Genomic DNA, 12092 nt, shown 5'->3' on the forward strand with positions numbered 1-12092 from the left:
ATTATTATTGAACTCTTAGGCGCTCATCATTGGCGCCTTAGGGGTTCTAATTATGAGGAGGGTTGCGAGGCATGGGGATTTTCAAAAAATTAGGTTGGTACTTTAAAGCAGAGCGCAAACGCTACTTGTTTGGCATTCTGTTTCTGGTGCTGGTCGCCCTGGTCAATTTGATTCCACCCAAGGTGATTGGGAGCTTGATTGACCTAATGGACGGCCATGCACTGACGGCCGAAAAACTCTGGCTGATGCTTGGCCTGCTGATTGCCGCCGGCGTTGGCCAATATCTGTTCCGCTACGGCTGGCGCACTGCGATTTGGGGCGGCGCCGCGCAGCTGGAAAAAACGCTGCGGTCGCGGCTGTTTTGGCATTTTATGAAAATGGATGCCACCTTTTATCAACGCCACCGCACTGGTGATTTGATGGCGCATGCCACCAATGACCTGAACGCGATTCAAAACGTGGCCGGCGCTGGGATTTTGACCTTATTTGATTCGCTGATCACCGGCACGACCACGATTATTGCCATGATCATGTTTGTCGACTGGCGGCTGACGATTTTGGCGATTTTGCCCATGCCGCTTTTGGCTGTGATGGCCCGGCGGTTAGGGATGCGCTTGCACCGCGAATTTGCCCATTCGCAAGCGGCATTTTCCCGGTTAAATGATAAGACGCAAGAATCGATTTCCGGGATTAAGGTGATCAAGACTTTTGGCCAGGAAAAAGAAGACACTGAAGATTTCGACCGCATTGTGGACCGCACCATCGGCATCAATAAGCGAGTCAACTTCATTGATTCGTTGTTTGATCCCACCACGAGTTTAATAATGGGGATTACCTATGTGGTCACCATTATTTACGGTGGCCATTTGGTGGTCACCAGTCAAATCACGATTGGTCAGCTGGTGTCCTTCGTGTCGTATGTCAGCTCGCTGGTCTGGCCGATGTTCGCCATTGGCCGCCTATTCAACGTGCTGGAACGCGGGAACGCGTCCTATGACCGGGTTCAGTCCCTTCTGAACGAGCAAAGTGCGATCATTGAAGCGCCTGACGCCATTCAAACCCCGGCGCAAGGTGATATTCGCTTCAAGGTGAACAAGTTCAGCTACCCGGATGACGACCACGCTACCTTGGTGAATGTGCATTTCACCTTGCCAGAAGGGGAAACCCTAGGCATTGTGGGCCGGGTTGGCGCCGGGAAGAGCACGATTTTCAAGCTGCTGCTGCGCGAATTCGACAATTACGATGGCGAAATCGATTTCGGCGGCCACAACATAAAGGCGTACACCTTGGATGCGCTACTGGATTCAATTGGCTATGTGCCGCAGGATAACTTCCTGTTCTCCACCAGTGTGGCGGATAATATCCGCTTTAGCTCCTTTGACAAGGCGCAAGGCGAAGTGGAAGACGCCGCGCGGGAAAGTGCCGTCCACAACGATATCCTCGACTTTACCGAAGGCTACGGTACCTTGGTCGGTGAACGCGGCGTCAGCTTGTCTGGCGGCCAGAAGCAGCGCCTAGCCATTGCTCGCGCCGTGATTACCACGCCTGAGTTGCTGATTTTGGATGACTCGTTGTCAGCGGTTGATGCCAAAACGGAATCAGAAATTCTGGCCAACTTGAAGCATGAGCGGCAGAACAAAACCACGATTATCGCGGCCCAACGCCTGAGTTCGGTGATGCACGCCAACCAAATCATTGTGCTGCAAGACGGTCATGTGATCGAGCGCGGCACACATGAACAACTGCTGACCAGCGACGGCTGGTACGCCGAAATGTGGGCCAAGCAAGAGCTGCAAAGCCAGATTGAAAACAAGATTGAAGGTGAAACCATTGGCTAAATATGAAAGTGCTTGGTCCAAGAGCATTCCGTTCAAGCAACAAATGCGCATTTTTGTCCGGCTGATGGGGTACACCAAACTTTACTGGCGCCAGTTCCTGGGCGCACTGCTAGCGGCAGGGCTGCTGGCTGGGACGAACGTGGCCTTGCCCTACATTCTGCAAGAATTCATGGATCGCTATTTGCAAAACAAATCCGCTACCGTGCAGATTTTGCTGGGCTTTGCGGCTTTGTATGCTTTTGGCGTCCTGATGAAGGCGGTGTTCCAGTTTATTCAGAACTTTGCCTTCTTGATGGGGGCGGAGCGCGGGCTGGAAGATGTGCGGCGTGAGTTGTTCCGTAAGCTGCACACCTTGGGGATGCGGTATTTTGATCAAACGCCAGCCGGCTCGATTGTCAGCCGCGTCACCAATGATACGATGACTTTGGGTGATTTTTGGAACGTCCTGCTGTCCGTGATCGTCGGCTTGTTCTCGGTGGTCTCGAGCTTTGTCATGATGTGGAATTTGAATCACCGCATTGCCTTGTATGTGCTGGCCTTCATGCCACTGCTGTTGTTCGCAATCTGGTATTACAGTCAGTACAGTTCCAAAGTGTATCGGCATATGCGCGAAAAACTCAGCGAATTGAACACCAAGCTGAATGAGTCCATTGAAGGCATCGGCATTATCCAACAATTCCGCCAAGAAAAACGCATCACCAAGGAGTTTGAAGCGACCAACGAAGATTACCTGGCCACACGCAAAGCGATGATCAGAACCAATTCGCTGTTGCTTTCGCCAATTATCAACCTGCTTTACAGCCTCGGCTTAGTCGTAGTGCTGTGGGCGTTTGGGGTGATGTCGCTGGATAACTTCGTGGCGGCTGGCGTGGTTTACGCCTTCACCCAGTACGTGGCGAACTTCTTTAATCCGATGACCAACATGATGGATTCGTTGTCCTTCTTCCAAGACGGGATAGTCGCCGGCAGCCGAATTTTCCGCATTCTGGATGACCAGGAATACGCGCCGGCGCAAAATCCTGGGGCCAATGGCACCATTACCAAGGGCAAAATCGAATTCCGCCATGTGTCGTTTGCCTATGACGGCAAGCATGATATCTTGCATGACATCAGCTTTGTCGCTAATCCCGGCGAAACGGTCGCGCTGGTCGGGCACACCGGGTCCGGCAAAAGCTCGATCATCAATGTCATGATGCGGTTCTATGAGTTCGGCACCGGGGAGATTTTGATCGACGACCGCGATATTCGCGATTACCCAATGCCAGAGCTGCGGCAGAAATTGGGGCTGGTGCTCCAAGACTCCTTCATGTTCTATGGTGATATTTCCTCGAACATTCGCTTGTTTAACCAGGACATCACCGACGAACAGGTGCAAGCGGCAGCGAAATTCGTCCAGGCCGATCAATTCATTGAGAAATTGCCAAACCAGTATCATGCCCGCGTGATTGAAGGCGGCAGTCAATTCTCAAGTGGTGAGCGCCAGCTGTTGTCCTTTGCCCGCACCATTGTCACTAACCCGAAAATTCTGGTGTTGGATGAGGCCACGGCGAACATTGATACCGAAACCGAAACCATGATTCAAGAGGGCCTGCGCCGGTTGCGCAAAGGGCGGACGTCGATTGCGATTGCCCACCGGCTGTCGACCATTAAAGATGCTAACTTGATCTTGGTGCTGGATGCCGGGCGCATTATTGAGCGTGGTACCCATGAAGAACTGTTGGCCAAAAAAGGCCGTTACTTCGATATGTATGAACTGCAAAACGGTGATACGGCCGTTGAATAAAGGAAAAAGTCTTGCTGATGATAACAGCAAGACTTTTTTTGGCCCAAATATAATACAGATTACAAATATCGATAGTACAGATAAAAGCCCAAAATAAAAACAATTTGAGCTTATCCCTTTCATTTATGAAACAGAAGGCGTATGATTTGAAACATACGAATTCAAGAGGAGACTTAAACATGACAGAAAAGCGGTATGGTGCAGATTTAATTGTTGAAAGCCTGATCAATCACCAGGTCCCGTTTGTCTTTGGCATTCCGGGGGCAAAAATCGACCGGGTCTTTGAGAAGTTGGAGCATCCGACCGATCCACGAACGCCGCAGCTGGTGGTGACCCGCCATGAACAAAACGCCGCTTTCATGGCCGCTGGCGTGGGTCGCATCACCGGCCACCCAGGGGTCGTGCTGACGACCTCTGGACCGGGGGCCGCTAACCTTGCCACTGGCCTGGTGACAGCGACGGCGGAAGGGGATCCCGTGTTGGCCATTGCGGGCCAGGTCCAACGTAAGGACTTACTGCGTTCGGCTCACCAAAGCATGCGCAACGCTGAAATGTTTGCCCCAATCACCAAGTACGCGGCCGAAGTGCAGGATCCTGACAACATTTCAGAACTGATGGCGAACGCTTGGCGGGCCGCCGGCTCTGGTAAGCAAGGCGCCAGCTTTGTGTCGGTGCCGCAAGACGTGACTGATGCTCCAACCACTGCCCAGTCGCTGGCAGCCGTCAAGGCGCCCAAGCTCGGTCCCGCTGCGCCTGGCGATATGACTGACCTGGCGCGTCGCATCAAAGAAGCAGCTTTACCCGTGCTGCTGCTGGGCATGCGGGCGTCGTCGGCTGATGTCACTGCGGCCGTGCGCGACCTGCTCCAAACGGCGGATTTGCCGGTGGTTGAGACTTTCCAAGGCGCAGGCATTGTGCCCCGCGCACAAGAAAGTAACTTCTTTGGCCGGGTCGGCCTGTTCCGCAATCAGCCAGGGGACCAGTTGCTGCAAAAGAGTGATTTGGTGATTGCCATCGGTTATGATCCGGTCGAATACGAACCACGGAACTGGAACGCCGACGGCAAGGCGGCGATTGTGGTGATTGATGCCCAGCCAAGCGAACTGGATCAAAGCTTCCAGCCGCAGGAAGAGCTGATTGGCGATATTTCCGAAACTCTAAGTATTTTGACGCCGCTGGTGCGCGGTTACCAGGTGGCGCCGGCCGCTAAAAACTACCTGGCCGACCTGCAGGCCCAGCTGCAGGCCCGCGATGTCGCCCCAGCAGCGGCCCATAACCGGGTGCATCCCCTCAGCATTGTGGCAGCCCTGCAGGCCCGGGTCACCGACAAAATGACCGTGGCCGTTGATGTCGGCAGTCACTACATTTGGATGGCGCGCCACTTCCGCAGCTATGAACCTCGGCGGCTCTTGTTCTCCAATGGGATGCAGACACTGGGCGTGGCCTTACCTTGGGCGATTGCAGCCACATTGGTGCGGCCAGGTGAAAAAGCGGTGTCCGTGTCCGGCGATGGCGGCTTCCTGTTTTCGGCGGCCGAACTGGAAACAGCGGTGCGCTTAAAGGCTAACCTCGTGCACATTATCTGGAACGATGGCTACTATGACATGGTTAAGTTTCAGGAAGAAATGAAGTATGGCCGTTCAGCTGGCGTCGACTTTGGCCCGGTCGACTTTGTAAAATACGCCGAAAGCTTCGGCGCCAAAGGCCTGCGAGTGACCGATCCCAGTCAGCTGGATGCCGTGTTGGATGAAGCGTTCAACACGCCTGGACCGGTAGTCGTGGATATTCCAGTGGACTACAGCGACAACCCGAAGCTTGGCGCGGCGATGTTGGATGACCAATTCTAGGAGGCACAAGGTGAATAATCAGCTTTTATATCAACATGGCACGTTAGGCGCTTTGGTGCCTGGCTTGTTTCAAGGTACGTTGGCCATTGGGGAGCTGCTCAAGCATGGTGATACCGGCATCGGCACCCTCACCGGCCTTGACGGCGAACTGATCATGATCGATGGGGTCGTTTACCAAGTCAGTGCCACTGGCCAGGTCACGGTGATTGAAAACGGCGAGGTGCCTTTTGCTAACGTACACTTTGCTGACTTCAAGCCTGCGGGTGACATCAGCGGGGCGGCCGCTACCGTGCAGCAGCAGATGCTGGCGGCACTTGGCACCCATAATTTATTTGCGGCGGTGCAAATCCGCGGCACCTTTGCCCACATGACCACGCGCGCAGTGAAGGCGCAACAACGGCCCTATCCTGGCCTGGCGGCGACGGCGGCAGACCAAGCCGTCTTTACCCGGGAACAGGTGGCAGGCACTTTGCTAGGCTACTGGTCGCCGCAGCTTTACGCCGGCATGGCCTCGCCGGGGTTCCACTTGCATTTTCTGGCAGATGACCATCAATTTGGCGGCCATGTGCTGGACTATACAGTGGCAGCCGGTACCTTGGCGACGCAGGTGTTTAGTGATATCCAATTACACCTGCCAACCACTGATTCAGAATTCCTGAACGCCGATTTAGATGGCGATTTGTTAGGGGATATTACCAAGGCAGAACACTAAAGACACTCAAGCGCGGTGGCGTTTCCCTTGGCCTTTTCGTATACTGAAGACAAAGGGGGACTGACCGATGATTAGAGCGTTGAAAGTTGAGGAATTGCCCCTGGTGGTGCCGATGTTTCATGATTACTACGCGTCGAGCACGGTACCCCATGAATTCGCAGATGAAGAGTTGCAAACTTTTTTGACCCGTGTTCTGACCCAGCAGCAAGGCGCGCTATTGTTGGCTGAACCAACCGGGCAGCTGGCCGGGTTTGCGCTGTTGTATTTAACCTACGAAACCCGGGCCATGAAACCGCTGACCATCTTGAATGACTTATTCGTAGCAGCGCCATTCCGCCAGCAAGGCCTCGCCCGTGCCCTCACCGCCGCTAGCGGCGACTGGGCCAAGGCGCAGGGATGCGCAGAGATGATCTGGCAAACCCGCACCACCAACTTGGGCGCCCAGCACTTGTATGATCAGGTGGCCACTAAGGAAGTAGGCTGGATTCATTACGCCCAACAGCTGGAATAGGCCACAAAAATAGCGTCATCCTTGCGTGAAGGGATGACGCTATTTTTGCGTGAGCAATTTACTTGGCGTGGCGGTACCCGTAAGCGAAGTAAATGACCATGCCGATGCCGAACCAGATGAGACTCATGACCCAAGTTTCGGCGCTTAGCTGACTCATCAAAAGCAGGCAGAAGAGAAACGAGATAATTGGCACCACCGGATAGCCAGGCACCTGGAAGCCGTGGTTGTCAATTTGCTCATGCTTGCGGAGCGGAATGATCCCCAGACTGACAAAGGCGAAGGCAATCAAGGTGCCGATGTTCACGAGATTGACGAGTTGCGTCAGCGGCACGAACCCGCCCATGACCGCAATAATCAAGGTCACTGTCCACAAGGCGTTGAAAGGCAGCTGGTGGGTGACTTTACCGAACCATTTTGGCAGTAACCCATCGCGGCCAATCGCGTAGACCAGCCGGCTGGAGCTGTAGACCATGGTGATCATCATGGTGAACATGCCAGCTAATGCCCCCACAGCAATGATGCCGCCGAGCTGCGGCTGGTGGATCAGGTTCAAGGCGAAAGTCACCGGGTCAGCTACGTTAAGCTGGGTGTACTTGACGATACCGGTCAGCACCACTGCCACTAGCACGTACAAAATCGTGGCAATAATCAAGGTCCCGATAATTCCCCGGGGCAGGGTCTTCTGCGGGTTTTTGACCTCCGGGGCGGAGGCGGAAACAGCGTCAAAGCCAAGATAGGCAAAAAAGACGAGTGAAGCACCAGCGAGAATCCCTTTGAACCCGAATGGCATAAACGGCTGCCAGTTCATCGGTTTGATGTAAAAGGCCCCCACCACGACGAACAGGCCAATAATCAGCAGTTTGACCAAGACCATGGCTCGGTTCACCGCCATCGAGGTGGTCATGCCGCGGGATAACATCAAGCCGATAATCAGGACCACGACCACCGCCACCAGGTTGATGTAAGTCCCGTGAGCGGGGTCAAAGGCACCGCTAAGCGCATGGGGGATGTGGAGGCCAAAGCCACTGATCAAATTGGCAAAGTAAGCGGCGAAGCTCGTTGAAACCGCGGCCACCGCCAACATGTATTCCAAAATCAGCGCCCAGCCAATGATCCAGCCAAAAATTTCGCCGAAGACAATGCTGCCATACGCATACGCCGAACCCGCTACCGGCAGTGCCGAGGCAAACTCGGCGTAGCACATCGCCGCAAGCGAGCACACGACTGCGGCCAAAACAAAAGCCAGCGTAATGGCTGGCCCTGAAGTGGTGGCCGCAACGGTGCCGGGTAAGATGAAAATCCCAGTGCCAATCACCGCCCCGATGCCCAGCGCAATCAAATCGCGGGTGGTCAAGGTGCGGGCGAGCTGATGATCGCTTTGCAAGGTTTGGGCGACGTCAGGCTTGCGGGTGAGCTGCTGCCAAAAAGAATGAGGTTTCATTTGACCTTGCCTTCCTCTTTTTCTGCCAAATACTTCTTTTGGTCGGGGACATACTTAAAGTTCGGATCAATTTCCTTATCAATGGCATCGAAGGCCTGCTGCATTTTCAGACCCATCTGGGCTGTCATCTCATCGGTGACGCGGCCGGCTGGTACTTCAATCGGCTCACCGAACCGCACCGTGATGCGTTTGCGCAGCAGCACATGGGAGAATTTGATGGGGCCTTGGTAGACCGCCGGCACAATCGGCACCTTCGCCAGTTTGGCAATCAGCACCGCGCCGCCTTTCAGGTCGTTGGCATAGCGTGAGCCGGAAGGAAACAGCATCACTGACAATTGACCTTGCTTTAGCAGGCGCACCGGTGTTTTAATGGCACTTGGACCGGGATTGGCCCGGTTAACGCCAAAGGCATGCATGTGGCGCAAAAACCAGCCCAGCACCGGATTTTCGAAGAGCTCGTCCTTGCCCATGACTGCGAACTGGCGGGGGCTAGCGGCCAACCCGAAAAACACCGGATCGAGCCAGGTGCGATGCGGACCGACTAGGACGTAAGGCCCGTCAGGCAACGCTTCTTTATTTTCATAATGGGTGTTGCCGTTGATGATCAAAATCAAAATCCGGACCAACCCGCGGATAAATGAATAAAACATCTTTTTTAATCCTTCCATTCAAGACTCGTGGCGCGTTGCCACTAGCATTAAGTTCGATAAATTATACCACAATAGTTGATAGCTGTAGAAAGGACCACTTTAATGACGCAACCAACCCTTCAGCCTGATGAACGCATTGATGAACTCGCCAGTGTGGGCATCAAAATCATCCAAAGCCCCAAGTTATTCGCTTTTTCCTTAGATGCCGTTGTCCTGGCGGCGTTTGCCGAGATTGGCCAACACAGCCGGGTGGTGGATCTTGCGGCTGGCAACGGCGCCGTCGGCTTATTTGTCGCTCGGCGCACCGATCAGCGGGTGACTTTGGTGGAACTGCAGCCGCGCCTGGCAGAAATGGCGCGCCGCAGTGTCGCCTTGAATGAGCTGGCAAATGTAGAGGTGCTGACGCGCGATCTCAAAACCACCCCGGAGGTTGTGGCCAAAGATTCCGTTGACGTGGTGGTCTGCAACCCGCCGTATTTCAAAGTCAGCCCGCACAGTAAAACCAACCCCAACGATCACCTCGCCTTGGCCCGCCACGAACTCACCACTGACTTTGCCACGGTCTGCCAAACCGCTAGCGCGCTGCTCAAGTATCAAGGTAAAGCCTTTTTCGTCCATCGACCTGACCGCTTGGAGGAGCTTTTGAGCACTATGGCCGCTGCGAAACTTGCGCCTAAGAAGTTGCGTTTCATTCACCCGCGGGCCAACCAGGAAGCCAACATGGTGTTGATAGAAGGCATTCGCGCCGGTAAACCGGATGGCCTTCGCATCATGCCGCCATTGGTGGTTTATGATGAAAGTAGCCACTACACGCCGGAGGTGGAACACTTACTCTATGGATAGCTATTATTTTTACGTTTTGCTTTGCGCTGACGGCACCTTTTACGGCGGCTACTCCACCGACGTTGAAGCCCGCGTTGCCACCCACAACGCCGGCAAAGGCGCCAAATACACCAAAACCCGCCGTCCCGTGCGCCTACTTTATCAAGAAGCCTTCACCAACGAACACGACGCCTTATCCGCCGAGTGGCACTTCAAGCACCAAAGTCGTAAAGCGAAAGAGGCGTTCCTCGCTGACAAGAAAGTTGAGTGGTAGAAAAAGTGATACGCTCTTGGACAGCGGCGCATGTTTGCTCAATCTCGAAGGTACAGTATCGAACAGCAACACATCACAGTAGGGCAGGGCAGCCGGAGCAGGCAGGGGCTCAGGGGTGAAATTGTTCTTAGCCAACTTGTTGGCTTAGAACAAGCCGCGACTTTAAGACTCGCAAAGCGAGGCTCAAAGCGCTGGCCACCCCGCTTTCGCTCCTGCCTGCGGAGGCCGCCCTGCCCGGCTGTTAAAGTATTTGCATAAACAGAAGTATTTCTGTATAATCATCTGAGTGTGAAAAGCACAAACCACATCAAGGTAAGATTGTCGCCCCGGTGCTTCGGGAGAAGTGGGGCGGCGAGCTGACGACCTTGAGAGGAATAAAACCATATGGAGGACTACACATGTCTGTATTAAGCATGAAACAACTGCTTGAAGCTGGTGTCCACTTCGGTCACCAGACTCGTCGCTGGAACCCAAAGATGAAGCCATTCATCTTCACCGAACGGAACGGTATCTACATCATCGATCTGCAAAAGACCGTTAAGATGATTGACGACGCCTACAACTTCGTCAAGGACGAAGCTGCTGACGGCGGCGTATTCCTGTTCGTTGGGACCAAGAAGCAGGCCCAAGATGCGATTGCTGAAGAATCAACTCGCGCCGGCCAGTACTACGTTAACCACCGTTGGCTCGGTGGGACCTTGACCAACTGGAACACCATCCAGACCCGGATCAAGCGCCTCAAGGACATCAAGAAGATGGCCACTGACGGCACCTTCGACAAGCTGCCTAAGAAAGAAGTTTCCTTGCTGAAGAAGCAGCAAGAAAAGCTGACCAAGTTCTTGGGCGGGATCGAAGACATGCCTCGCATCCCAGATGTGATCTTCATCGTTGACCCTCGCAAGGAAAAGATTGCCGTTCAGGAAGCACAAAAGCTGAACATTCCGATCGTGGCGATGGTTGATACCAACTCCGATCCAGATGACATCGATGTCATCATCCCATCAAACGATGACGCGATTCGCGCCGTTCGTCTGATCACCGCCAAGATGGCCGATGCCATCATCGAAGGCAACCAGGGTGAAGACCAAGACGACCAGCAAGACGTTCAGGCACCAGCTGAAGACGCCAAGGCTGACTCGATCGAAGACATTGTTGAAGCCGTTGAAGGCGACAACGATAACCAAGCAAAATAATAAATAAGTAAGACTCAGTCGTCTGTGCTTTGCAGCAAATGCAGGCGCAGGCGACTTTTTTAGACAAAACAAGGAGGAACTACAATGGCGATTACTGCTAAACAAGTCAAGGAACTACGCGACCGCACTCAAGTTGGGATGATGGACGCCAAAAAGGCACTGGTGGCGGCTGATGGTGACATGGAAAAGGCCATCGACGTCCTGCGTGAAAAAGGGTTGGCGAAAGCGGCGAAGAAGAGCGGCAACATTGCGGCTGAAGGCTTGACGGCGATCACGGTTGACGGCAACACCGCCGCGATCATCGAAGTGAACTCCGAAACCGACTTTGTGGCTAGCAACGACAAGTTCCAAAACTTTGTTCAGGCAGCCGGCGCTGCGATTGTTGCCGGCAAGCCAGCTGACCTGACCGCCGCATTGGCCTTGGATGTTGACGGCCAGAGCTTGGATGATGCCGCTAAGGCGTTGACCGCGGTCATTGGTGAAAAGATCGACCTGCGTCGGTTCACCGTCGTGGAAAAAGAAGATGGCGACCACTTTGGCGCGTACCTGCACAATGGTGGCCAAATTGCCGCTTTGGTGACTTTGGCTGGCGGGGATGACGAAACCGCGCGCGACATCGCGATGCACGTGGCGGCGATCAACCCCACTTACCTCGACCGGAGCGAAGTACCAGCTGATGAACTGAAGAAGCAAACCGACATCTTCACCAAGGAAACGCTTGATGAAGGCAAGCCTGAGAAGATTGTGCCACGCATCGTTGAAGGCCGGGTCAACAAGTGGCTGAGCGAAAGCTCCCTGGTTGACCAGGAATACGTCAAGGACCCAGACCAAACGGTTGCCCAATTTGCCAAGAGCAAAGGCGCCACGGTGAAGGGCTTTGTCCGTTACGAAGTCGGCGAAGGGATCGAAAAGAAGCAAGATAACTTTGTTGATGAAGTGATGGGTCAAATCAAAGACTAAGGCTTAACTTAAGGCAGCTTCCCCGCAAGAGGAGGCTGCTTTTTGCTAGGGCGTAGGTAGT

11 protein-coding genes are annotated in these 12092 nt (G+C 53.9%); 9 read left to right on the plus strand and 2 right to left on the minus strand.

Going from position 1 to position 12092, the window contains the following annotated elements; translation table 11 throughout:
- The first annotated feature begins 71 nt into the window (after nt 1-71).
- The 5 genes from AAA927_RS07170 (at nt 72) to AAA927_RS07190 (ending at nt 6691) form a co-directional block, all read left to right on the plus strand.
- Complete coding sequence (locus AAA927_RS07170) at nt 72-1838, plus strand: ABC transporter ATP-binding protein (protein ID WP_338217029.1); 1767 nt, start codon at nt 72-74, stop codon at nt 1836-1838.
- 43 nt (nt 1839-1881) lie between these two features.
- Nucleotides 1882-3621, plus strand: coding sequence for an ABC transporter ATP-binding protein (locus AAA927_RS07175; protein WP_338217178.1), 1740 nt, complete (start codon nt 1882-1884; stop codon nt 3619-3621).
- Nucleotides 3622-3800: 179 nt separating this feature from the next.
- Nucleotides 3801-5468, plus strand: coding sequence for an acetolactate synthase AlsS (gene alsS, locus AAA927_RS07180; protein WP_338217031.1), 1668 nt, complete (start codon nt 3801-3803; stop codon nt 5466-5468).
- A gap of 10 nt (nt 5469-5478) precedes the next feature.
- A complete protein-coding gene (gene budA / locus AAA927_RS07185) occupies nt 5479-6180 on the plus strand; it encodes an acetolactate decarboxylase (RefSeq protein ID WP_338217033.1) in 702 nt (233 codons plus the stop codon).
- 67 nt (nt 6181-6247) lie between these two features.
- Nucleotides 6248-6691: a GNAT family N-acetyltransferase gene (locus AAA927_RS07190; RefSeq protein ID WP_338217035.1), complete on the plus strand. Its 444-nt coding sequence runs from the start codon at nt 6248-6250 to the stop codon at nt 6689-6691.
- A gap of 58 nt (nt 6692-6749) precedes the next feature.
- Here AAA927_RS07190 and AAA927_RS07195 read toward each other — a convergent pair whose 3' ends face one another.
- Nucleotides 6750-8132 (minus strand): amino acid permease, encoded by a 1383-nt coding sequence (locus AAA927_RS07195; RefSeq protein WP_338217037.1) that lies wholly within the window; start codon nt 8130-8132, stop codon nt 6750-6752.
- Nucleotides 8129-8782: a lysophospholipid acyltransferase family protein gene (locus AAA927_RS07200; RefSeq protein ID WP_125579619.1), complete on the minus strand. Its 654-nt coding sequence runs from the start codon at nt 8780-8782 to the stop codon at nt 8129-8131. Before AAA927_RS07200 ends, AAA927_RS07195 begins: the two co-directional genes overlap by 4 nt.
- Before the next feature lie 102 nt (nt 8783-8884).
- Between AAA927_RS07200 and AAA927_RS07205 the strand changes: the two genes are divergently transcribed.
- From AAA927_RS07205 to tsf, 4 genes are all read left to right on the plus strand, one after another.
- Nucleotides 8885-9625 (plus strand): tRNA1(Val) (adenine(37)-N6)-methyltransferase, encoded by a 741-nt coding sequence (locus AAA927_RS07205; protein WP_338217039.1) that lies wholly within the window; start codon nt 8885-8887, stop codon nt 9623-9625.
- The gene (locus tag AAA927_RS07210) at nt 9618-9878 is read left to right on the plus strand and encodes a GIY-YIG nuclease family protein (RefSeq protein WP_338217041.1); all 261 of its coding nucleotides are present in this window, start codon (nt 9618-9620) and stop codon (nt 9876-9878) included. Before AAA927_RS07205 ends, AAA927_RS07210 begins: the two co-directional genes overlap by 8 nt.
- Nucleotides 9879-10276: 398 nt before the next feature.
- Nucleotides 10277-11071, plus strand: a complete 795-nt coding sequence (gene rpsB, locus AAA927_RS07215; RefSeq protein ID WP_204118021.1) for a 30S ribosomal protein S2 — start codon at nt 10277-10279, stop codon at nt 11069-11071.
- An 84-nt stretch (nt 11072-11155) separates the two neighbouring features.
- Nucleotides 11156-12031 carry a translation elongation factor Ts gene (tsf, locus tag AAA927_RS07220; RefSeq protein WP_125579623.1) on the plus strand — a complete coding sequence of 292 codons (876 nt, stop codon included), beginning with the start codon at nt 11156-11158 and terminating at the stop codon, nt 12029-12031.
- The last annotated feature ends 61 nt before the right edge of the window (nt 12032-12092 follow it).

The organism is Lacticaseibacillus salsurivasis (genome assembly GCF_036246225.1).
Lineage (GTDB): Bacteria > Bacillota > Bacilli > Lactobacillales > Lactobacillaceae > Lacticaseibacillus > Lacticaseibacillus salsurivasis.

What these genes read in the sequence shown, in the direction of transcription:
- AAA927_RS07210 (WP_338217041.1), top strand. Translation starts at nt 9,618, where the DNA reads ATGGATAGCTATTATTTTTACGTTTTGCTTTGCGCTGACGGCACCTTT.
- AAA927_RS07205 (WP_338217039.1), top strand. Translation starts at nt 8,885, where the DNA reads ATGACGCAACCAACCCTTCAGCCTGATGAACGCATTGATGAACTCGCC.
- alsS (WP_338217031.1), top strand. Translation starts at nt 3,801, where the DNA reads ATGACAGAAAAGCGGTATGGTGCAGATTTAATTGTTGAAAGCCTGATC.
- AAA927_RS07175 (WP_338217178.1), top strand. Translation starts at nt 1,882, where the DNA reads ATGCGCATTTTTGTCCGGCTGATGGGGTACACCAAACTTTACTGGCGC.
- AAA927_RS07195 (WP_338217037.1), bottom strand. Translation starts at nt 8,132, where the DNA reads ATGAAACCTCATTCTTTTTGGCAGCAGCTCACCCGCAAGCCTGACGTC.
- tsf (WP_125579623.1), top strand. Translation starts at nt 11,156, where the DNA reads ATGGCGATTACTGCTAAACAAGTCAAGGAACTACGCGACCGCACTCAA.
- AAA927_RS07190 (WP_338217035.1), top strand. Translation starts at nt 6,248, where the DNA reads ATGATTAGAGCGTTGAAAGTTGAGGAATTGCCCCTGGTGGTGCCGATG.
- rpsB (WP_204118021.1), top strand. Translation starts at nt 10,277, where the DNA reads ATGTCTGTATTAAGCATGAAACAACTGCTTGAAGCTGGTGTCCACTTC.
- AAA927_RS07170 (WP_338217029.1), top strand. Translation starts at nt 72, where the DNA reads ATGGGGATTTTCAAAAAATTAGGTTGGTACTTTAAAGCAGAGCGCAAA.
- AAA927_RS07200 (WP_125579619.1), bottom strand. Translation starts at nt 8,782, where the DNA reads ATGTTTTATTCATTTATCCGCGGGTTGGTCCGGATTTTGATTTTGATC.